Here is a 20,605-nt window from a genome sequence, read left to right on the forward strand (position 1 = left end):
TCAAGTATATAACTTAGGTATGTGCATGGGCATCGCAGTCGACTTGACACCGGCGCGCCGCATTCCTACGGTTGCAAGTACCTGAATCAGGTTTCAGGTAATCCTTCCAAGGGTGAAAGGCAACGCACATGCGGGTTACGAAGAAGTTGCTCCTGGGCTCCGTGGTCGCCACGGCAGCGCTCGTCCTGGCGGCCTGCGCGCCGCAGGGCACCACGGCCGGCGGCGATGCCTCCGAAACGCCGAGCGGACCGGCCGAGGTCACGGTCGGCATCGTCACGAGCGAAACGGGACCTCTGGCGAGCTACGGAAAGCAGTACCTCGACGGGTTCAAGGCCGGTCTCGATTACGCGACGGACGGCAGCGGCGAGATCGACGGCACCACGATCACGGTGGAGTACAAAGATGACGCGGGCGACCCCGACAAGGCCGTCACCGCGGTCAAGGAGCTCATCGGCGCGGGGGTGAACATCATCGGAGGCAGCGCCTCCTCGGGTGTTGCCCTGGCTGTCGCCGAGCAGGCTGCCCAGAACAAAGTCCTGTTCGTCTCCGGACCGGCAGCGGCCGATGCGATCACCGGGGCGAACGAGTACACCTTCCGCTCGGGTCGGCAGTCCGCGCAGGACGTCGCGACCGCCGGCACGTTCCTCGACGACCTCGAGGGCAAGACGATCACCGTCTTCGCCCAGAACAACGCGTTCGGCCAGGGCAACGAAGCGGCCGTGAAGGCGATACTCGGGGCCAAGGGCGCGACGGTCAACTCGGTCCTGGTCGCGGAGGACGTCACCGAATTCACACCGTTCGCGCAGCAGGTCCTCGCCGGCAACCCCGATCTCGTCTTCGTGGCGTGGGCCGGAGCGACCTCGGGTGCGATGTGGCAGGCGATGAGTCAGCAGGGCGTGCTCGATGAGATCCCGGTAGTCACCGGGCTCGGGGACTCGGCCACGTTCGCGGCGTACGGCGAGGCATCCGAGAAGATCAGCTTCCTCAACCACTACTTCCCGGGCGCAAACGACAACGACGTGAACACGGCGATGATCGCCGCCATCGAAGACGCCGGGGGTACACCCGACCTGTTCAGCCCCGACGGGTTCAACGCGGCGATCATGATGGTCCACGCCATCCAGGAGGGCAAGGGCGATGTCGACGCCATGATCGCGGCTCTCGAGGGCTTCGAATTCGACGGTCCCAAGGGCGCGATGACCGTGCGAGCAGACGACCACGCCCTGATCCAGGAGATGTACCAGGCGAAGCTCGTCGCCGACGGCGGCACCTTCGTCCCCGAGCTGGTCGACACGGCAGCCGCCGACGATGTCGCCCCGCCCGAGGCGTCCAAGTAGTCCGGGGAACGGTACGAATGAGCACCCTTCTCCCGTCCGCGCTGAGAATCGAGGGCCTCGGGCTGCAGATCGGCGGGGCGACGATCCTCAAGGATGTCGGTCTCGATGTCGCCGCCGGCTCGCTCGTCGGCGTCATCGGGCCCAACGGAGCCGGCAAAACCACGCTGTTCAACGTGATCTCCGGCCTTCTGAAGCCCACTTCAGGACGCGTCTTGATGAACGGCGACGACATCACGAGGGCGTCGGTGCCCGCGCGAGCGCGGGCGGGACTGGGGCGCACCTTCCAGACTTCGAGCCTGTTCCCCCGGCTGAGCGTGCTCGAGAACGTACGGCTCCCCGCCCAGGTCTCGCTGGGCGGTGACTACTCGCTGTTGCGCTTCCCGCGGCGAACGGATGCCGCCACCGAGCTTGCCCTGAGCAAGCTCGAAGCGGTGGGACTCGGCCACAAGCTCGACACCTCGGCGGGCGACATCTCGCACGGCGACAAGCGCAAGCTCGAGATCGCCGTGCTGCTGGTCACGAACGCGAGCATCGTGCTGCTCGACGAGCCGATGGCCGGCGTCGGCTCCGGAGACGTCGCCGGGCTGGTCGAGAACATCCGGGGGATGCAGCGTGACAACGGCTGCACGGTCCTGATGGTCGAACACCACATCGACGTGCTCATGGGGCTCGTCGACAAGGTGGCCGTCATGTACTTCGGCAGCATCATCGCCTACGACACACCACAGAAGATCATGGACGACCCGCTGGTGCAGAGCGCGTACCTCGGGACGGCAGCGGCATGAGCCAGAACCTCGCGCAGAACATCCTCGAGGTCTCCCACCTGCGCTGCTCGATCGCCGGCCAGCAGGTGGTGGAAGACGTCTCGTTCTCCGTGCCCGCGACCGGCGTCACCGCGATCCTCGGCCGCAACGGCGTCGGCAAGACCTCCACCCTGCGCGGCATCCTGGGCCTGATCCATCGCCGCGGTGTCGTCACGCTCGCCGGTGACCGCATCGATTCCCTGCCGACGCCCCGGATCGTCCAGCGTGGGGTCGGCTACGTCCCGGAAGACCGCGAGGTGTTCGCCAGGCTCACCGTCGCCGAGAACCTCGCCCTCGCCGAGCGCCGGGGCAACCCGCGGCGGGAATTCGTGGACGCCCTGTTCCCGGATCTCGTGCAGCGGCGCAATCAGATGGCCGGCACGCTCTCGGGCGGCCAGCAGCAGATGGTGTCGGTGGCGCGGGCGCTTCTGAACGACAACAGGCTCCTCCTCGTCGACGAGCCCACGAAGGGACTCGCGCCGAAGATCGTGACCGAGGTGACCGATGCCCTCCTCGAGGCGGCGAAGATCGTGCCGATCCTGCTCGTGGAGCAGAACCTCGAGGTGGTGCGACGCCTGGCCCAGGGAGCGATCGTGATCGGCGGTGGCAGAGTCGTCCACTCCGGCGTCGCCCGGGAGATCCTGGATGACGACGAACTCACCCGACGGCTGCTCGGCGTGCATGCGGAGGTCGCTGCGCCTGCCACGAACGGGAGGGACGACTCGTGAGCACGCTCGTTCTGACCCTCATCACCGGCGTCGGGCTCGGCGCCCTCTACTTCCTCGTCGCGTCCGGGCTGAGCCTGATCTACGGGCTGATGCATGTGCTGAACTTCGCCCACGGAGCGTTCCTGACCCTCAGCGCGTTCGTCGGCTGGGCCGTCGCGCAGGCGCTGGGAACGGCATCCTGGGGTTCCTTCCTGCTTTCCGTCCTCGTCGGCGCGCTGGTCGGGGCGGCATTCGCGACCCTGACCGAGCTCGTGCTCATCCGCCCGCTGTACGAGCGGCACATCGAACAGGTCCTGGTCACGGTCGGTCTGTCGTTCGCTGCCGTCGCCCTGTTCGAGGGCATCTGGGGCACCGACCCGATCAGCATCGCCGGCCCTCCGTGGCTCAAGCAGACCACCGAGGTCCTGGGCGCGCGCATCCCGAACACGTACTGGGTGCTCATGATCGCCGCCGCGCTCGTGCTCGCGGGCCTCGTGCTGTTCCTGCAGAAGACCCGCTACGGAATGGTGATCCGAGCGGGCGTCGAGAACCGATCGATGGTCACCGCGCTGGGTATCGATGTGCGCAGGTCCTTCACGCTCGTCTTCGCGATCGGCGGTGCCGCCGCCGGCATCGGGGGAGTCCTCGCGATGCACTACACGACCTTCGTGTCGGCGCATCTGGGCTCGACGCTCCTGATCTTCGCGTTCATCGTCACCGTGATCGGCGGCCTCGGCTCGCTCACCGGCGCCGCGATCGCCTCGGTGCTCGTCGCGGTGCTGCAGCAGTTCGCCAACTCGTACCTGAACGGCACGGGCGATTTCATCGTCGTCATCCTGCTTGCGGTCGTGCTGCTGGTGCGGCCCTCGGGAATCCTCGGGAGGAAGGCATGACCCTTCGACGAGCTCAGGGACCGGGAAAGTGGATCCCGGTGATCATCGGGGCCGCCCTCATCGTGCTCATGGCGGTGCTGCCGCTGCTGAACATCTCGATCCCGGGCGTGCTGCCCACCCCGACGTACATGCCGGGCACCTTGGCTCTGCTGTCGCTGTGCATGGTCTTCGCTGCTCTCGCGCTCTCGTACAACCTGCTGCTCGGATCAGCCGGGATGCTGTCCTTCGGCCACGCGCTCTACTTCGGCGCCGGCGCGTACGGACTCGGCATCGCCCTCGAGCGCTTCGGCGTGCCCCTTTGGCCGGGCATCTTCATCGCCCTCATCGGCGGGATGGTGATCGCGTTCGCCACGGGCGCGGTGGCGATGCGCGTCTCCGGCATCCCCTTCGCGATGGTCACCCTGGCTTTCGCGCAGGCGGGCTCGGTGCTCGTTCGTCGCAACTCCGAGATCACCGGCGGTGAGGAGGGACTGAGCCTGAACACCGATCAGGTGCCGGAGTTCCTGGTCGGCGTGATCAACACGCGCAACCTCTACTGGTTCGCCCTCGCGGTGCTCGTGATCGTCTACCTGGTCGTGCTGTGGGTCGACACCTCCCGGCTCGGTCACCTCGCTCGCGCGACGCGCGAGAACGAGCAGCGGGTGCGGGTGCTGGGGCTGCGCCCCTACCGCGCCAAGCTCACGGTCTTCGTGATCGCGGCGGTGCTGGCGAGCCTTGCCGGAGTGGCTTACATGCTGCTGCAGTCGGGCACGGTGCCGCGCGCCGTCTCGGCGGATCTGACCATCACGATCCTGGTCATGGTGGTGCTCGGTGGCGTCGGGTTCCGCTGGGGTGCCATCGTGGGGGGCGTGCTGTACACCCTGCTCGACCAGCGTCTCTCCGTCGTGGCAGGCTCCGAGATCGTCGCGGGCCTGCCCGATGTGCTGCGGGTCCCGCTGTCCGAGCCGCTGTTCCTTCTCGGCGTGCTGTTCATCCTCGTGGTGATGTTCCTGCCGGGCGGCATCGCGGGCACGATCGACGCGTGGTGGCGGCGACGCAAGGGGGAGAAGGTGCGCCTCTCGCTGCGCAGCATGGATGACGCGGATGCCGAGGCCGAGGCACCGGTCGAGGTTCGCGCGTGACCTGGGAAGCGGCCGCCGACGACGGCCCGCACACCGTGGGCCGCTGGCTGACCGATCGCGCCGCAAGGTCGCCGCGCAGGATCGCGATCGACGACCGCGGGGTCACGACCGACTATGCCCTTCTCGCGCTCCGCGCCGTCGAGTTGGCCGACGGTCTGCGTGCGGCGGGCTACGGCCCCGGCCATCGGATCGCGACGGTCTCGGGCAACTCGACCGATCATGTGGTGGCGTTCTTCGCCTGCGCGCTGACCGGCGTCGCGTTCGTGCCGCTGTCGTGGCGCAGCACGCCGCGCGAGCTCACCGACGTTCTGCGCCGTTCCGCCCCGGCGCTCGTGCTGATCGACGACGAATACGCCACCCTCGCGGAAGAAGCAGTGCGCGACATCAGCGCCGCGGCACCGACCGCGCCGCTCGGCTCAGCCGGGGTCGAGGCCCGCGTCCCGCCCGCCCGAGATCGGCGGGAGGCCCGCCGCGTCCGCGACGACGATCCACTGCTGGTGATCTTCACCTCAGGCAGCGAGGCGACGCCGAAGGGCGTCGTGCTCACGCATGCCAACTGCTTCTGGAACAATCTGGCACTCGCGCAGGCGCTGCCGCTCACGTCGGATGACATCGTGCTGGCCATGCTCCCGCAGTTCCACGTGGCGGCCTGGAACTGCCAGCCGCTGCTGGCGTGGTGGGTGGGCGCGACTGTCGTGCTGGAGCGCTCGTTCCAGGCGGCCCGCGCTCTGCAGCTCATCGGCGAGCGTCGGGTGACCGCGATGATGGGCGTTCCGACGCAGTACGCCATGCTCGCGGCCGAGCGCGGATGGCCTCACGCAGACGTGACCTCGCTGCGCCTGGCGCTCGTGGGCGGAGCGACGATGCCGACGGCAGTGCATCGCACGTGGTCCGCCCGAGGAGTCGCCCTGATCCAGGGCTACGGACTGACAGAAGCCGCGCCCAACGTCCTGCACGTCCGGCCGGAGGAAGCGGCGGCGCACGTGGGGGCCGTCGGACGGCCCTACCCGCACGTGAGCGTGCGGGTCGCCGACACGGAGACGCTGCTGCCGCTCGAGGGTGAGGCGACGGGGGAGCTGTGGGTGCGCGGACCGAGCGTCTTCGCGGGGTACCTCGGCGACCGCGCCTCCACCGAGCGCGCGATGGCGGGCGACTGGCTGAGGACCGGCGACCTCGTCCATCGCGATGCGAACGGCGTGTTCCGCGTCGTCGATCGTCTGAAGGACATCTACATCTCCGGCGGCGAGAACGTCGCGCCGGCCGAAGTCGAGTACGCGCTGGCGCTGCATCCGCTCATCGAAGCGGCTGCGGTGGTCGGCGTGCCGGATCCGGTGTGGGGTGAGCGCGGTGTCGCCTTCGTCGTTCCGGTTGCGGGCGCAATGCTGTCGCCGGACGAGGTGCTGGCGCATGCGCGCCGGAACCTCGCCGCATTCAAGGTTCCCGTCCGCGTGGAGTTCGTCGCAGCGCTGCCGCGATCGACGATCGAGAAGATCGCTCGGTCTCGCCTCAGGGATCGAGCGCGCCGGATGGTGGAAGGTGTGCAGCATGACCATTCCCGATGAGCTGCAGGGCGACGAGGACGTGTTCGTCTCGCCCGCGACCGGCCGCCCCCTCACCAAGCGCGGCGAAGCCACCCGCCGGCGCCTGCTGGAGGGAGCGGAGACCGTTTTCGCCGAGCAGGGCTACCACGAGGCGTCCATCGTGAAGATCACCGAGCGGGCCGGTATCGGCCTCGGCACCTTCTACCTCTACTACGACAGCAAGCAGTCGATCTTCGAGGCGCTCGTGGTCGACCTGAACCGCCGGGTGCGGCACTCGATGTCCGAGGCCATGGCCGGCGCGGATTCGAGGCTCGAGGCCGAGCGCGCCGGCTTCGCCGGTTTCTTCCGCTTCACGGCCGATCACCCCGCGCTCTACCGGGTGGTCAGAGAGGCCGAGTTCGTCTCGCCCGAGACGCTGCGCCTGCACTACAGCAGGATCGTCGAGGGATACGAGGCGGGTCTGCGGACGGCGCAGCAGGGGGGCGAGGTGGACCGGGCGCTGGACCCCGAGGTCACCGCCTGGGCCCTCATGGGCATCGGGGAGCTGATCGGGATGCGATTCCTGCTGTGGGAGCGGGACGGTGCAGGCAAGCCGCCGGAGGTGCTGGAGCCGAAGGTGTTCGACGACATGATGCGCTTCATCGACAACGCGCTGGCGCCGCGTACTGCAGGGGAGAAAGACACGTGAACGAGAAGGATCTCGCGGGCAAGCGCGCCCTGATCACCGGCGGGGCGAGCGGCATCGGCCTCGCGTGCGTGCGCGAGTTCGCCGCCCGCGGGGCGCACGTCATCGTGGCCGATCACCACGTCTACCTCACCGAGGCCATCGCGGAAGAGGTCGGCGGCGACCCCTGGCTGATCGATCTCGCCGATACCGGCAAGCTGGAGGACGTGTCGCTCGACGTCGACATCCTCGTGAACAACGCCGGGATCCAGCGAGTGAGTCCGATCGTGGACTTCGTCCCCGAGGATTTCCGCCTGATGCAGCGCCTGATGGTCGAGTCGCCGTTCCTGCTCATTCGCGCCGTGCTGCCCGGCATGTACCGCCGGGGATGGGGGCGGATCGTCAACATCTCCAGCGCCCACGGACTGCGGGCGAGCCCGTTCAAGTCCGCATATGTGACGGCCAAGCACGGGCTCGAGGGACTCTCGAAGGTCACCGCGCTCGAGGGCGGCCCGCACGGCGTCACGAGCAACTGCATCAACCCGGCATACGTGCGGACTCCGCTGGTCGAGAAGCAGATCACCGATCAGGCCAAGGTGCACGGCATTCCCGAAGAAGACGTCGTCGAGAAGATCATGCTGACCGAGACGGCGATCAAACGGCTGATCGAGCCGGACGAGGTCGCGTCGCTCGCCGGCTGGCTCGTCTCGGACAACGCCGGCATGGTCACGGGTGCGTCCTACACGATGGACGGCGGATGGACCGCGCGATGAGCCCTGACGCTGAGCGGTACCGCACGATCGACGTCGCGGTGCCCGGGGGAGACCTCCGTGTCGGCATCTGGGATGCTCCCTCGGATGCCGCGCCCACGGTGCTGCTGATCCACGGGGTGACCGCATCCCACTTGTCCTGGCCCTTCGTCGCCGAGAGGCTGCCGGGCGCACGCGTGGTCGCGCCCGACCTGCGCGGCCGCGGACGCAGCAACGAGCTCTCCGGCCCGGCGGGGCTCGCCGCGCACGCCCGGGACATGGTTGCGGTGCTCGATGCGCTCGGCATCGAGCGGGTCGCGGTCGTGGGCCACTCCATGGGAGCGTTCGTCGCGCTCGTGCTCGGCGACCTGTACCCCGAGCGCGTCTCGCACGTCGTCCTGGTCGACGGAGGTCTTCCGCTGGATCTGCCCTCCGGCCTTTCGAGCGGGGAGATCATCACACTCGTGCTCGGGCCCACCGCCGACAGGCTGGCGATGCGATTCGAGAGCGTCGAGGCGTACCTGGACTTCTGGCGTGCGCACCCCGCATTCCAGCGGGACTGGACGCCCGAGCTCGAGGCCTACCTCGCGTACGACCTGGTCGGCACCGAGCCCGAGCTTCGCCCGTCGACGAGCTACGCGACCCTGGAAGAGGATTCGATCGATCAGAACGCCGGCACCTCGATCGCGGATGCGCTCGCCGATCTCCGGCACCCGACGGTGCTGCTGACCGCCGAGAGGGGCCTTCTCGATCAGACGCCGGCGCTCTATTCGGCCGAGCGGATCCCGGGACTCCTCGAGACCTATCCGGGCCTGCGCCACGTCCCGGTCCCCGCCGTGAACCACTACACGATCGCCCTCTCCGAGCGAGGTGCCGCCGCCGTCGCCGCGGTCGTCCTCGACCAGGTCCCGACTCTCGACGCCTGAGGCTACCTCCGCGCCGCGGCCACCCGGGTCGTCAGCTGGTGGGCGTGTGCGAGGAGCGTGCGGCCGAGCTCGGGAAGCCGGTCCGGCCCGAACCGGAACTCGACGCCCGTGAGGCTCAGGGCCCACTGCGGGTGGCCCTCTCGGGTGAAGACGGCCGCGCCCAGACCGAAGCTGCCCTCGACGATCAGACCCGGGTTCAGCGCGTAGCCGCGCTCCTGTGTCTCGCGCAGTCGGCGGCGCAGCCGCTGCTCGGCGTGGGCGGTGCCGAACTCGTGAGCCAGTTCTGGGTGCCGCTCGAAATAGGCGTCCACATCGTGAGGAGGCAGGAATGCGAGGATCGCGAGCCCCGCCGACGCCACGCCGAGGGGGAAGCGCACTCCCTCGGAGAGCACGAACGAACGGATGGGGAAGCTGCCCTCCTCGCGGAGGAGGCACACCGTCTCGTCTCCCCGGCGCACGGACAGGAAGGCGCTCTCTTCGGTGCGCACCGCGAGTGAACGCACGATGTCGCGGGCGATTCCGGTGATGTCGTACCGCGATGCCGCCACGGTTCCCATCAGGTACAGCTCAGGACCCGGCATCCACCGCCCGCTGCGCTCGTCCTGGTCGACGAGCCCCTCGTGTCGCAGCGCCGCGAGCAGGCGGTGCGTCGTCGGGCGGGTGAGATCGGCGCGCTGCGCGAGCTCCGCCACCGTGAGGCCGCTGTCGCCCGCCGCGCTGACCAGCCGCAGAAGGCGGGCCGCGCGGGCGATCGACTGCGCACCGGGAATCGACCGTTCGCGAGCAGTGTCCACAATATGGACGCTAGGCGCTTCGGCATCCACATCGCAACCGCATCCGTGACTCGGCGCAGGGGAGGGTGCACGCTGGTGTCATCCCATCACCCGGACACAGGAGTCGCCCGTGATCGACAAGACGTACGCGTCGGCAGCCGAAGCTGTCGCCGACATTCCGGACGGCGCCACTCTGGCCGTCGGCGGATTCGGGCTGTCGGGCAACCCGATCGCCCTGATCGAGGCCCTGCTCGCGCAGGGAACCACCGACCTGAGCATCGTCAGCAACAACTGCGGTGTGGATGACTGGGGTCTGGGCGTTCTGCTGAATGCGAAGCGCATCCGCAAGATGACCTCGTCGTATGTCGGCGAGAACAAGGAGTTCGAGCGCCAGTTCCTCTCCGGGGAGCTCGAACTGGAACTGACCCCGCAGGGCACGCTCGCCGAGAAGCTGCGGGCCGGCGGATCGGGCATCGCGGCGTTCTACACGCAGACGGGCGTCGGAACACAGGTCGCCGAGGGCGGGCTGCCTCGCCGCTACGACGGTGCGGGCGGCGTCGCCGTCGCGTCACCCGTGAAGGACGTCCGCACGTTCGATGTGTCCGGGGAGTCGCACGAGTACGTCCTGGAAGAGGCGATCGTCACCGACTACGCGCTCGTGCACGCGGCCAAGGGCGACCGTTTCGGCAATCTCGTCTTCAACAAGGCCGCCCGCAACTTCAACCCGCTGGCGGCGATGGCCGGTCGCGTGTGCGTCGCACAGGTCGAGCAGCTCGTGGAGCCGGGGGAGCTCGACCCCGACAGCATCCACCTGCCGGGCATCTTCGTCCACCGCATCATCGAGGTCGGACCCGATATCGAAAAGCGCATCGAGCGGCGCACGATCAGCATGGAGGGCAACTGAGATGGCTCTGACGCGCAACGAGATGGCCGCCCGCGCGGCCGCCGAGCTCTCGGACGGCTCGTACGTCAACCTCGGCATCGGGCTGCCGACCCTCGTGCCAAACTACGTGCCCGAGGGCATGACGGTCGTGCTCCAGTCCGAGAACGGCATTCTGGGTGTCGGCCCCTATCCGACGGAGGCGAACGTCGATCCGGACCTCATCAACGCCGGCAAGGAGACCGTCACGACTCTGCCGGGCTCCGCGTTCTTCGACTCGGCCACCAGCTTCGGGATGATCCGCGGGGGCAAGATCGACGCGGCGATCCTGGGGGCGATGCAGGTGTCGGCTGCCGGTGACATCGCCAACTGGATGATCCCCGGAAAGATGGTGAAGGGGCCCGGTGGCGCGATGGATCTCGTGCACGGCGCGGGCAAGGTCATCGTCCTGATGGAGCACGTGGCCAGAGACGGTTCAGCCAAGATCGTGGACGAGTGCTCACTGCCGCTGACCGGCAGAGGCGTCGTGGACCGCATCATCACGGACCTGGCGGTGATCGATGTGACCGATGCCGGCCTCGTGCTCGTCGAGACGGCTCCGGGAGTGAGTGTCGACCAGGTCATCGCCGCGACCGAGCCCCCCCTGACGGTCTCGGACACGCTTAAGGTGAACGCATGAACAACACCGACGACATCGTGATCGTGGCCGCCGCCCGCACGCCGCAGGGACGGCTGAAGGGCCAGCTGGCCTCTTTCACGGCGCCCCAGCTCGGGTCCTTCGCGATCGCGGGCGCGCTGGCCCAGGGCTCCATCCCGGCCGACGCGGTCGACGCCGTCCTGGTGGGCCAGGTGCTCGCCGCCGGTTCGGGTCAGAACGCCGCGCGCCAGGCGGCCATCGGTGCCGGCATCCCCTGGAACGTCCACGCGGCCTCGATCAACAAGGTCTGCCTGTCGGGACTGACGGCGATCATCGACGGCGCCCGGATGATCCGCACGGGCGATGCGACAGTCGTGGTCGCGGCGGGCATGGAGTCCATGACCCGCGCGCCGCATCTGCTCATGGGTTCCCGCGACGGCTGGCAGTACGGCAGCGTCGAGGTGCTCGACCACATGGCGTTCGACGGACTCACCGACGCGTACGACAAGGTGTCCATGGGGCTCTCGACCGAGCAGCTGAACGACGCATACGAGCTGACCCGCCAGGATCAGGACGCGGTCGCCGCCCGCTCGCATCAGCGCGCCGCGGCAGCCTACGAGGCGGGCATCTTCGACGCGGAGATCGTCCCGGTGGTCGTCGCTCCGCGCAAGGGCGATCCCATCAGCGTGACCCGCGACGAAGGCATCCGGCCGGACACGACGGTCGAGACCCTCGCGGGCCTCCGCGCGGCGTTCGCCCCGGGCGGCTCCATCACGGCCGGCAACTCGTCGCCGATCTCGGACGGCGCCTCGGCGGTCGTGCTGACGACCCGCTCGCACGCCGACGAGAGCGGCTGGCCCGTGCTGGCCGTGATCGGCGCCTCGGGACAGGTTGCCGGGCCCGACAACTCGCTGCACGCGCAGCCTGCCCGGGCCATCGAGAAGGCGCTCGCCAAACAGGGGATCACGGCCGACGACCTCGACCTCGTCGAGATCAACGAGGCGTTCGGGGCGGTCGTCGCGCGGTCGCAGTCCGAGCTCGGGCTCGCCGACGACGTGGTGAACATCCACGGCGGCGGAATCGCGATCGGCCACCCGATCGGGGCCTCCGGCAATCGCCTGGTCGTCCACGCCGTGCACGAGCTCGTGCGTCGTGGATCGGGGACGGCGGCCGTGGCGCTCTGCGGCGGCGGCGGGCAGGGCGACGCGCTCATCCTGACCCGCTGAAGCGCCGGCCGGAGCGAGGCCGGGGACTAGTGTCTGCCTCATGATCACCATCGCTGCGCTGACCGCCGCGGACCACGACGACTGGCTCGCGCTGTGGTGGGCGTACCTGGAGTTCTACGAGACGCAGTTGAGCACCGCGCAGACAGAGCTCACCTTCGCACGCCTGGTCGACGCGTCCGACGCCGTGCACGGTGCCATCGCGCGCGACGAGCGCGGCAGCGGAGTCGGGCTGGTGCACTGGCTCGCCCATCCGTCGACCTGGTCGATCGGACCCTACTGCTATCTCGAGGACCTCTTCGTCCACCCCGACGGGCGGGGCGCCGGCACCGGTGAGGCGCTCATCGAGCACGTGCGCGCCTGGGCTGCCGAGTCAGGCTGCGACAAGGTGTACTGGCTGACTCAGCGCGGCAACGATCGAGCACGCCGGCTGTACGACCGCGTCGCGACGGACACCGGGTTCGTGCACTATGAGATCGACCTCGCGCCCGACGGCGCGGCCGACTGAGCAGCCGTGTGGCTAGGAGCGGAGGCGCTTTTCGAGCAGTTTGCGGTTCTTGCCGTATACCGGGGAGTCGGTGGCGATCAGCTCGCCCCGCGCCACACGCCGGGTGTCGACGACCGAACCGATGGCGAGGGAGAGCGTGATACCCCAGGACAGCCACGCGAGCGCGGTGCGCCACGTGAAGGTCTCTTCGCTGCGCAGCCCGCGCAGCAGTGCGACACCGCCGATGACAGCCGAGATGAGCCCTGTTCCGAAGAGGTACTTGCGCATGCGGACTAGGTTATCCGGACCCCGGCGCGGGCGCCGACTCTTGACAATGGGGGCCGCGGATGCACGCCCTCGTCCACCTGGCGCGCCCATGCCGCGCTGTTAGCCTGGGATTCCCCCCGCGTCAGGAGCATCAGTGGACAAGGCCGAGTTCGTCGTCGTCGCCAACCGGCTCCCGGTGGATCACACGACCGACGCGGACGGCGTGGAGGGCTGGCGGCGGTCTCCGGGCGGACTGGTCACCGCCTTGGAACCGGTCATGCAGAAGGCCGACGGAGCCTGGGTCGGCTGGGCGGGACAGCCTGACGTGCAGCTCGAGCCGTTCGAGTTCGAGGGAACTCACCTGGTTCCGGTGACGCTGACGGCCGAAGACGTCGAGCTCTACTACGAGGGCTTCTCCAACGACACGATCTGGCCGCTCTATCACGACGTGATCGCCGAGCCCCGCTATCGGCGCGTGTGGTGGGACGCCTACGTGCGCGTCAACCGACGCTTCGCCGAGGCGGCGGCCGAGGCCGCTGCCGATGGTGCCACCGTGTGGGTGCAGGATTACCAGCTGCAGCTCGTGCCGCGCATGCTGCGCGACCTGCGGCCCGACCTGGTGATCGGTTACTTCCACCACATTCCCTTCCCGGCATACGGTCTCTACTCGCAGCTGCCCTGGCGGCGCCAGGTGCTCGAAGGCCTGCTCGGTGCGGACGTCGTGGGCTTCCAGCGGGTGGCCGACGCCGGCAACTTCGCTCGGGCGGTGCGACGCCAGCTGCGCTACGACACGAAGGCGTCGGGGATCACCGTGCCCGAGGCCGATGGGACCACCCGCCGCTCCCTGGCCAAGGCCTTTCCGATCTCGATCGACGCGTCCTCGTACATCGAGCTCGCCCGCCGCCCCGACGTGCAGGAGCGTGCCCGGCAGATCCGCGAGAGCCTGGGCAACCCCAAGCGGATCTTCCTCGGCGTCGACCGCCTGGATTACACCAAGGGCATCCGCCACCGGCTGAAGGCATACGGCGAGCTGTTGCAGGACGAGCGGTTGAGCGTCGATGACGTGACCCTCGTTCAGGTGGCGAGCCCCAGCCGCGAGCGCGTGGCCGCGTACATCCAGTTGCGCGATGAGATCGAGCTGACCGTGGGCCGGATCAACGGCGATCACGACACGATGGGGCACACCGCGATCCGCTACCTGCATCAGGCCTATCCGCGGGAGGAGATGGTCGCGCTGTTCCTCGCGGCCGATGTCATGCTCGTCACCGCCCTGCGCGACGGCATGAACCTCGTGGCGAAGGAGTACGTGGCCTCGCGTGTCGACAACAGGGGAGTGCTGATCCTCAGCGAGTTCGCCGGGGCGGCCGATGAGCTGGGCACGGCGCTGCGCATCAACCCCCACGACATCGAGGGTCTCAAGGAGACCATGATGCGCGCCGTCGAGATGAGCCCCGCCGAGCAGGGCCGCCGCATGCGCGCCGCACGACGCCGTGTGCTCGAGCACAGTGTCGAGGACTGGTCCCGGGAGTTCCTCGAGGCCCTTGCCGCATTCCACCCGAGGAGCACCATGTCCCAGGCGCCCGCGTCCCGCATCGACGACGCGAACACGGCAGACGCCGCGCTGCACGACGCGCTCGCCCGGGTCGCGGCATCCGATCGCCTGCTGATCGCCCTCGACTTCGACGGCACGCTCGCGCCTCTCGAGGACGAGCCGATGAAGGCTCGCGCTCTGCCGGTCGCCAGTGCCGCCGTCGCCGCCCTGGCCGCGCTGCCGGACACACCCGTCGCCTTCGTGTCAGGACGGAGCCTGCACGACCTGCGCGAGATCGCCGAGCACGCCGACGACGCCCAGATCTTCCTGGCCGGTTCCCACGGCGCCGAGTTCTGGGTACCGGGCGAGGGAACGCTCGACACCGAGGAGGACGCCGGTTCTCCCGCGCTGCGCGATGAGCTGCGCAACGAGATGACCGCTCAGGTGGGCGACCTCGAGGGCGTGTGGGTCGAGCCGAAAACCTTCGGCTTCGGCATCCACACCCGCGTCGCCTCGGCGGAGGATGCCCAGACCGCGCGGGACGCCGCGGATCGGCTCGTCGCCGAGCGCGCCCCTCACTGGCGACGTCGCAGCGGCCACAACATCGTGGAGTACTCGTTCCGGCACGAGGGCAAGGACTCGGCGATCGCCGCCCTGCGGGAACGGGTCGGTGCCACCGCCGTGCTGTTCGCCGGCGACGACGTGACCGACGAGGACGCGCTGGGAAGCCTCGGGCCGCAGGACCTCGGCATCCGCGTCGGCGCGGGGGAGACCGCCGCCGGCGTGCGTGTGGGAAGCATCCAAGAATTGGCGCGGGCCTTGGGCCTGCTGGCGCGGATGCGGGGCGGGCAGCGGCCATAGGATCGAAGAATGTCTTCGCCGGATGATTCCATCGACATCAAGCCCCGCAGCCGCGTCGTCACCGACGGCATCGAAGCGACGACGTCGCGGGGAATGCTGCGCGCGGTCGGCATGGGCGATGCCGACTGGGACAAGCCCCAGATCGGCATCGCCTCCAGCTGGAACGAGATCACCCCCTGCAACCTGAGCCTGGACCGGCTCGCCCAGGGCGCCAAGGAGGGCGTGCACTCGGGAGGCGGATACCCGCTGCAGTTCGGCACCATCTCCGTCTCCGACGGCATCTCGATGGGTCACGAGGGCATGCACTTCTCCCTCGTGAGCCGCGAGGTCATCGCCGACTCGGTCGAGACCGTCGTGATGGCCGAGCGCCTCGACGGCACCGTGCTGCTCGCGGGCTGCGACAAGTCGATCCCCGGGATGCTGATGGCCAGCGCGCGACTGGACCTGTCCAGCGTCTTCCTCTACGCCGGCTCGATCGCCCCGGGCTGGGTCAAGCTCAGCGACGGTACCGAGAAGGACATCACGATCATCGACTCCTTCGAGGGCGTCGGCGCGTGCATGGCCGGCCGCATGAGCGAGGCCGACCTCAAGCGCATCGAGTGCGCCTTCGCTCCGGGCGAGGGGGCGTGCGGCGGCATGTACACCGCGAACACGATGGCGTCCGTGGCAGAGGCTCTCGGGCTGAGCCTTCCCGGCTCCGCCGCGCCCGCGGCTGCGGACCGCCGCCGCGACTACTACGCCCACCGCTCGGGTGAGGCCGTCGTCAACCTGCTCCGGCTGGGCATCACGACGGGTGACATCCTCACCAAGGAGGCGTTCGAGAACGCGATCGCCCTCGCGATGGCGCTCGGCGGTTCGACGAACGTCGTGCTGCACCTGCTGGCGATCGCCCGCGAGGCGCAGGTCGAGCTCACGCTGCACGACTTCAACCGCATCGGCGACAAGACACCCCACATCGCCGACATGAAGCCGTTCGGCAAGTACGTCATGAACGACGTCGACCGCCACGGCGGCATCCCGGTCGTGATGAAGGCCATGCTCGACGAAGGCCTCCTGCACGGCGACGCGCTGACGGTCACCGGCAAGACGCTGGCCGAGAACCTGCGCGACCTCGACCCCGACCCGGTGGACGGCGACGTCATCCACCGGCTCGACGACCCCATCCACGTCACCGGCGGCATCACGATCCTGCACGGCTCGATCGCGCCCGAGGGCGCGGTGGTCAAGTCGGCAGGTTTCGACGCGAACGTGTTCGAGGGTCCCGCCCGCGTCTTCGAGCGCGAGCGGGCCGCAATGGACGCGCTGGAGGCCGGGCAGATCGGCAAGGGCGATGTCGTGGTCATCCGCTACGAGGGCCCGAAGGGCGGCCCGGGCATGCGCGAGATGCTCGCCATCACGGCGGCCATCAAGGGCGCGGGGCTCGGAAAAGATGTACTACTCTTGACGGACGGCAGATTCTCAGGCGGCACAACCGGCCTGTGCATCGGCCACATAGCACCCGAAGCGGTGGACGCTGGTCCCATCGCCTTCGTGCGCGATGGTGATCTGATACGGGTCGATATCGCGGCTCGCACTCTCGACCTACTCGTCGACGAGGCTGAGCTGGGCTCCCGCCGCTCTGGCTGGGAGCCGCTTCCTCCGCGCTATACCCGTGGCGTCCTGGCCAAGTACTCCAAGCTCGTGCGCTCCGCTGCGGAGGGCGCGGTCACGGGTTAGGCCTGCCCCCGACATCCCATCTCTCGACAGAGGATCACTCCCATGCCCGCCGAAACCGCCACTGCCGCAGCAAGTACGGCCATCCCTCGGCCCCCCGCTCGCACCGCCTCGGCGCCCCTGCTCACGGGTGCGCAGGCGGTCGTCCGATCGCTGGAGCTGCTCGGCGTCACCGATGTCTTCGGACTGCCCGGGGGCGCGATCCTGCCCGTCTACGACCCGCTGATGGACAGCTCCGAGCTGCGCCACATCCTGGTGCGCCACGAGCAGGGCGCCGGCCACGCCGCCGAAGGCTACGCCGCGGCATCCAACAGAGTCGGCGTCGCGATCGCGACCTCCGGTCCGGGTGCGACCAACCTCGTGACGGCGATCGCCGACGCCTACATGGACTCCGTGCCCATCGTCTGCATCACCGGTCAGGTCTTCTCCAACCTGATGGGCACCGACGCGTTCCAGGAGGCCGACATCGTCGGGATCACGATGCCGATCACGAAGCACTCGTTCCTGGTCAAGCGCGCCGAGGACATTCCGGGCGCGATCGCCTCCGCCTTCGAGATCGCCGGCACGGGTCGCCCCGGGCCCGTGCTCGTGGACATCACGAAGGACGCCCAGCAGGCGGAGGCGCCCTTCGTCTGGCCGCCCAAGATCGACCTTCCCGGCTACCGTCCGGTCACCAAGGCCCACGGCAAGCAGATCCAGGCCGCCGCGCAGCTGCTGGCCACCGCGAAGAAGCCGGTGCTGTACGTCGGCGGCGGCGTGATCCGCTCCCAGGCCTCGGCCGAACTGCTCGCACTCGCCGAGACGACGGGCGCCCCGGTCGTGACGACGCTGATGGCGCGCGGGGCGTTCCCGGACTCCCACCCGCAGCAGCTGGGGATGCCGGGCATGCACGGCACGGTCCCCGCCGTGCTGGCCCTGCAGGAGTCAGACCTGCTCGTCTCGCTCGGCGCGCGCTTCGATGACCGGGTGACCGGCAAGGCGGCGCTGTTCGCCCCGCACGCGAAGGTCGTCCACGTCGACATCGATCCCGCCGAGATCGGCAAGATCCGCGCGGCGGATGTTCCCATCGTGGGAGACCTCAAGGACGTGCTGGTCGACCTCGAGGCGGCATTCCGCGGCCAGATCGCGGGAGGCAGCCCCGACACCGAGGAGTGGTGGTCCTATCTCGACGGCCTGCGCACGGAGTTCCCGCTCGGCTACACGCAGCCGACCGACGGCCTCATGTCGCCGCAGTACGTGATCTCGCGCATCGGCGAACTGACCGGGCCCGAGGGCATCTACGCCGCCGGAGTCGGTCAGCACCAGATGTGGTCGGCGCAGTTCATCAAGTACGAGCGGCCGAACGCGTGGCTCAATTCCGGCGGCGCCGGGACGATGGGCTATTCCGTGCCGGCCGCGATGGGGGCCAAGGTCGCCCAGCCCGACCGGCACGTCTGGGCGATCGACGGCGACGGCTGCTTCCAGATGACCAACCAGGAGCTCGCCACCTGCGCGATCAACAACATCCCGATCAAGGTCGCGATCATCAACAATTCGTCACTGGGCATGGTGCGGCAGTGGCAGACGCTGTTCTACGACGGCCGCTACTCGCACACGAACCTCAACACCGGTCATGGCACCGTTCGGATCCCCGACTTCGTCAAGCTCGCCGAGGCGTACGGCTGTCTCGCGATCCGCGTCGAGAAGGAAGAGGATGTGGATGCCGCGATCAAGGTGGCGCTTGAGACGAACGATCGCCCCGTCGTGATCGACTTCGTCGTCAGCGCCGACGCCATGGTGTGGCCCATGGTGCCGCAGGGCGTCAGCAACAGCTACGTCCAGTACGCGCGCGACCACTCGCCGTCCTTCGACGAGGAGGCCTGAGCATGTCGACTCATGTGCTGAGCCTCCTGGTGGAGGACAAGCCGGGTCTTCTGACCCGCGTGGCGGGGCTCTTCGCCCGCCGCGGTTTCAACATCGAATCGCTCGCCGTAGGCGTGACCGAGGTGCCGGGGCTCTCGCGCATCACGGTCGTCGTCGATGTGGATCAGCTGCCGCTCGAGCAGGTGACCAAGCAGCTGAACAAGCTCATCAATGTGATCAAGATCGTCGAGCTGGACATGAGCTCGTCGGTGCAGCGCGAGCACATGCTCGTCAAGGTGCGCGCCGACAATGCGTCGCGCTCGAACGTCCTCGAAGTCGTGAACCTGTTCCGAGCCTCGATCGTCGACTACGCGCCCGATGCGCTCGTGGTCGAGGTGACGGGCGACAAGGGGAAGGTCGAGGCATTCCTCAAGGCGCTCGAGCCCTTCGGCATCAAGGAGCTCGCCCAGTCGGGCCTGCTCGCGATCGGCCGCGGCGGCAAGAGCATCACCGAACGAGTCCTGCGCGGCTGAACGCCGGGCCCGACGACACAGACCAGAGAACACAAGGAGAAACACACCCCATGGCCGAGATCTTCTACGACGCCGACGCCGATCTGTCACTCATCCAGAGCAAGAAGGTCGCGATCGTCGGCTACGGCTCGCAGGGCCACGCCCACGCTCAGAACCTCCGCGACTCGGGCGTCGAGGTCGCGATCGCCCTCAAGGACGGCTCCAAGTCCGCCGCCAAGGCGCAGGAGGACGGCTTCGAGGTGCTCTCCGTCGCCGACGCCACCGAGTGGGCCGACCTGATCATGATCCTCGCGCCCGACCAGCACCAGCGCGGCATCTACAACGACTCGATCAAGGACAAGCTCACCGAGGGCAAGACGCTCGCCTTCGCGCACGGCTTCAACATCCGCTTCGGCTACATCGACGCACCCGAGGGCGTGGATGTCATCCTCGTCGCGCCCAAGGCCCCGGGCCACACCGTGCGCCGCGAATTCGTCGCAGGTCGCGGCATCCCTGACATCATCGCCGTCGAGCGCGACGCGTCGGGTCAGGCGTGGGACCTCGCCCTCTCCTACGCGAAGGCCATCGGCGGGACCCGTGCCGGTGTCATCAAGACGACTTTCACCGAAGAGACGGAGACCGACCTCTTCGGCGAGCAGGCGGTGCTGTGCGGCGGCACGTCGCAGCTCGTGCAGTACGGCTTCGAGACGCTGGTCGAGGCGGGCTACCAGCCCGAGATCGCCTACTTCGAGGTGCTGCACGAGCTCAAGCTCATCGTCGACCTCATGTGGGAGGGCGGCATCGCCAAGCAGCGGTGGTCGATCTCCGACACGGCCGAGTACGGGGACTACGTCTCAGGACCGCGTGTCCTCGATGCCAGCGTGAAGGAGCACATGCAGGAAGTTCTGGGCGACATCCAGTCGGGAGCGTTCGCGAAGCGCTTCATCGCCGATCAGGATGCCGGTGCACCCGAGTTCCTCGCGCTGCGCGAGAAGGGTGCGAACCACCCGATCGAGGCGACCGGCAAGGAACTGCGCGCGCTGTTCGCGTGGAAGCAGACCGACTCGGACTACACGGAGGGAAGCGCCGCGCGCTGATCTCACCTCGACGTCGGAGAATCGGCCGGATTCGGATCGAA

General features: G+C 68.6%; 20 protein-coding genes. 18 read left to right on the plus strand and 2 right to left on the minus strand.

What is annotated here, in order from left to right:
- Window positions 1-128 precede the first annotated feature (128 nt).
- Genes RWQ91_RS00455 through RWQ91_RS00495 form a run of 9 tightly spaced genes read left to right on the plus strand, consistent with a single transcriptional unit; the run spans window position 129 to window position 8,741 of the window.
- Entirely contained in the window at window positions 129-1,337 is a 1,209-nt protein-coding gene (locus RWQ91_RS00455; RefSeq protein ID WP_314501764.1) for a substrate-binding domain-containing protein, read from the plus strand.
- 17 nt (window positions 1,338-1,354) lie between these two features.
- Window positions 1,355-2,122, plus strand: a complete 768-nt coding sequence (locus tag RWQ91_RS00460) for an ABC transporter ATP-binding protein (RefSeq protein WP_314501766.1) — start codon at window positions 1,355-1,357, stop codon at window positions 2,120-2,122.
- Complete coding sequence (locus RWQ91_RS00465; RefSeq protein ID WP_314501768.1) at window positions 2,119-2,868, plus strand: ABC transporter ATP-binding protein; 750 nt, start codon at window positions 2,119-2,121, stop codon at window positions 2,866-2,868. Before RWQ91_RS00460 ends, RWQ91_RS00465 begins: the two co-directional genes overlap by 4 nt.
- Window positions 2,865-3,740, plus strand: coding sequence for a branched-chain amino acid ABC transporter permease (locus RWQ91_RS00470; RefSeq protein WP_314501770.1), 876 nt, complete (start codon window positions 2,865-2,867; stop codon window positions 3,738-3,740). The genes RWQ91_RS00465 and RWQ91_RS00470 overlap by 4 nt, the downstream gene beginning before the upstream one ends.
- The gene (locus RWQ91_RS00475; protein WP_314501771.1) at window positions 3,737-4,861 is read left to right on the plus strand and encodes a branched-chain amino acid ABC transporter permease; all 1,125 of its coding nucleotides are present in this window, start codon (window positions 3,737-3,739) and stop codon (window positions 4,859-4,861) included. Before RWQ91_RS00470 ends, RWQ91_RS00475 begins: the two co-directional genes overlap by 4 nt.
- Window positions 4,858-6,423, plus strand: coding sequence for an AMP-binding protein (locus RWQ91_RS00480; protein ID WP_314501772.1), 1,566 nt, complete (start codon window positions 4,858-4,860; stop codon window positions 6,421-6,423). Before RWQ91_RS00475 ends, RWQ91_RS00480 begins: the two co-directional genes overlap by 4 nt.
- Entirely contained in the window at window positions 6,407-7,090 is a 684-nt protein-coding gene (locus RWQ91_RS00485) for a TetR/AcrR family transcriptional regulator (protein ID WP_314501774.1), read from the plus strand. The genes RWQ91_RS00480 and RWQ91_RS00485 overlap by 17 nt, the downstream gene beginning before the upstream one ends.
- A complete protein-coding gene (locus RWQ91_RS00490; RefSeq protein WP_314501776.1) occupies window positions 7,087-7,839 on the plus strand; it encodes a 3-hydroxybutyrate dehydrogenase in 753 nt (250 codons plus the stop codon). Before RWQ91_RS00485 ends, RWQ91_RS00490 begins: the two co-directional genes overlap by 4 nt.
- Window positions 7,836-8,741, plus strand: a complete 906-nt coding sequence (locus tag RWQ91_RS00495; RefSeq protein ID WP_314501778.1) for an alpha/beta hydrolase — start codon at window positions 7,836-7,838, stop codon at window positions 8,739-8,741. Before RWQ91_RS00490 ends, RWQ91_RS00495 begins: the two co-directional genes overlap by 4 nt.
- A gap of 2 nt (window positions 8,742-8,743) precedes the next feature.
- Here the strand turns inward: RWQ91_RS00495 and RWQ91_RS00500 are convergent, their stop codons facing one another.
- Window positions 8,744-9,535: an IclR family transcriptional regulator gene (locus tag RWQ91_RS00500; protein ID WP_314501780.1), complete on the minus strand. Its 792-nt coding sequence runs from the start codon at window positions 9,533-9,535 to the stop codon at window positions 8,744-8,746.
- A 109-nt stretch (window positions 9,536-9,644) separates the two neighbouring features.
- Here RWQ91_RS00500 and RWQ91_RS00505 point away from each other — a divergent pair, with 109 nt between their 5' ends.
- From RWQ91_RS00505 to RWQ91_RS00520, 4 genes are read left to right on the plus strand one after another with little or no spacing between them, the layout of a single operon-like run.
- Window positions 9,645-10,418, plus strand: coding sequence for a CoA transferase subunit A (locus RWQ91_RS00505; protein ID WP_314501782.1), 774 nt, complete (start codon window positions 9,645-9,647; stop codon window positions 10,416-10,418).
- A gap of 1 nt (window position 10,419) precedes the next feature.
- The gene (locus tag RWQ91_RS00510) at window positions 10,420-11,073 is read left to right on the plus strand and encodes a CoA transferase subunit B (protein ID WP_314501784.1); all 654 of its coding nucleotides are present in this window, start codon (window positions 10,420-10,422) and stop codon (window positions 11,071-11,073) included.
- Window positions 11,070-12,257, plus strand: coding sequence for an acetyl-CoA C-acetyltransferase (locus tag RWQ91_RS00515; RefSeq protein WP_314501787.1), 1,188 nt, complete (start codon window positions 11,070-11,072; stop codon window positions 12,255-12,257). Before RWQ91_RS00510 ends, RWQ91_RS00515 begins: the two co-directional genes overlap by 4 nt.
- A gap of 40 nt (window positions 12,258-12,297) precedes the next feature.
- Complete coding sequence (locus RWQ91_RS00520) at window positions 12,298-12,762, plus strand: GNAT family N-acetyltransferase (RefSeq protein WP_314501789.1); 465 nt, start codon at window positions 12,298-12,300, stop codon at window positions 12,760-12,762.
- Window positions 12,763-12,774: 12 nt separating this feature from the next.
- Here the strand turns inward: RWQ91_RS00520 and RWQ91_RS00525 are convergent, their stop codons facing one another.
- A complete protein-coding gene (locus RWQ91_RS00525; RefSeq protein WP_314501791.1) occupies window positions 12,775-13,029 on the minus strand; it encodes a hypothetical protein in 255 nt (84 codons plus the stop codon).
- A gap of 133 nt (window positions 13,030-13,162) precedes the next feature.
- Here RWQ91_RS00525 and RWQ91_RS00530 point away from each other — a divergent pair, with 133 nt between their 5' ends.
- Genes RWQ91_RS00530 through ilvC form a run of 5 tightly spaced genes read left to right on the plus strand, consistent with a single transcriptional unit; the run spans window position 13,163 to window position 20,564 of the window.
- Window positions 13,163-15,400: a bifunctional alpha,alpha-trehalose-phosphate synthase (UDP-forming)/trehalose-phosphatase gene (locus RWQ91_RS00530; RefSeq protein WP_314501793.1), complete on the plus strand. Its 2,238-nt coding sequence runs from the start codon at window positions 13,163-13,165 to the stop codon at window positions 15,398-15,400.
- A 9-nt stretch (window positions 15,401-15,409) separates the two neighbouring features.
- Window positions 15,410-17,116: a dihydroxy-acid dehydratase gene (ilvD, locus tag RWQ91_RS00535; protein WP_314501795.1), complete on the plus strand. Its 1,707-nt coding sequence runs from the start codon at window positions 15,410-15,412 to the stop codon at window positions 17,114-17,116.
- A gap of 42 nt (window positions 17,117-17,158) precedes the next feature.
- The gene (locus RWQ91_RS00540) at window positions 17,159-18,976 is read left to right on the plus strand and encodes an acetolactate synthase large subunit (protein ID WP_314501797.1); all 1,818 of its coding nucleotides are present in this window, start codon (window positions 17,159-17,161) and stop codon (window positions 18,974-18,976) included.
- A 2-nt stretch (window positions 18,977-18,978) separates the two neighbouring features.
- Complete coding sequence (gene ilvN, locus RWQ91_RS00545; RefSeq protein WP_314501799.1) at window positions 18,979-19,488, plus strand: acetolactate synthase small subunit; 510 nt, start codon at window positions 18,979-18,981, stop codon at window positions 19,486-19,488.
- Window positions 19,489-19,538: 50 nt separating this feature from the next.
- On the plus strand, window positions 19,539-20,564 hold the full coding sequence (gene ilvC / locus RWQ91_RS00550) for a ketol-acid reductoisomerase (protein WP_314501801.1): 1,026 nt from the start codon (window positions 19,539-19,541) through the stop codon (window positions 20,562-20,564).
- Window positions 20,565-20,605: the final 41 nt, after the last annotated feature.

It is taken from the genome of uncultured Microbacterium sp., assembly GCF_963524805.1.
Taxonomy (GTDB): domain Bacteria; phylum Actinomycetota; class Actinomycetes; order Actinomycetales; family Microbacteriaceae; genus Microbacterium.

What these genes read in the sequence shown, in the direction of transcription:
- RWQ91_RS00455 (WP_314501764.1), top strand. Translation starts at nt 129, where the DNA reads ATGCGGGTTACGAAGAAGTTGCTCCTGGGCTCCGTGGTCGCCACGGCA.
- RWQ91_RS00460 (WP_314501766.1), top strand. Translation starts at nt 1,355, where the DNA reads ATGAGCACCCTTCTCCCGTCCGCGCTGAGAATCGAGGGCCTCGGGCTG.
- RWQ91_RS00465 (WP_314501768.1), top strand. Translation starts at nt 2,119, where the DNA reads ATGAGCCAGAACCTCGCGCAGAACATCCTCGAGGTCTCCCACCTGCGC.
- RWQ91_RS00475 (WP_314501771.1), top strand. Translation starts at nt 3,737, where the DNA reads ATGACCCTTCGACGAGCTCAGGGACCGGGAAAGTGGATCCCGGTGATC.
- RWQ91_RS00485 (WP_314501774.1), top strand. Translation starts at nt 6,407, where the DNA reads ATGACCATTCCCGATGAGCTGCAGGGCGACGAGGACGTGTTCGTCTCG.
- RWQ91_RS00495 (WP_314501778.1), top strand. Translation starts at nt 7,836, where the DNA reads ATGAGCCCTGACGCTGAGCGGTACCGCACGATCGACGTCGCGGTGCCC.
- RWQ91_RS00510 (WP_314501784.1), top strand. Translation starts at nt 10,420, where the DNA reads ATGGCTCTGACGCGCAACGAGATGGCCGCCCGCGCGGCCGCCGAGCTC.
- RWQ91_RS00515 (WP_314501787.1), top strand. Translation starts at nt 11,070, where the DNA reads ATGAACAACACCGACGACATCGTGATCGTGGCCGCCGCCCGCACGCCG.
- RWQ91_RS00520 (WP_314501789.1), top strand. Translation starts at nt 12,298, where the DNA reads ATGATCACCATCGCTGCGCTGACCGCCGCGGACCACGACGACTGGCTC.
- RWQ91_RS00525 (WP_314501791.1), bottom strand. Translation starts at nt 13,029, where the DNA reads ATGCGCAAGTACCTCTTCGGAACAGGGCTCATCTCGGCTGTCATCGGC.
- ilvD (WP_314501795.1), top strand. Translation starts at nt 15,410, where the DNA reads ATGTCTTCGCCGGATGATTCCATCGACATCAAGCCCCGCAGCCGCGTC.
- RWQ91_RS00540 (WP_314501797.1), top strand. Translation starts at nt 17,159, where the DNA reads ATGCCCGCCGAAACCGCCACTGCCGCAGCAAGTACGGCCATCCCTCGG.
- ilvN (WP_314501799.1), top strand. Translation starts at nt 18,979, where the DNA reads ATGTCGACTCATGTGCTGAGCCTCCTGGTGGAGGACAAGCCGGGTCTT.
- ilvC (WP_314501801.1), top strand. Translation starts at nt 19,539, where the DNA reads ATGGCCGAGATCTTCTACGACGCCGACGCCGATCTGTCACTCATCCAG.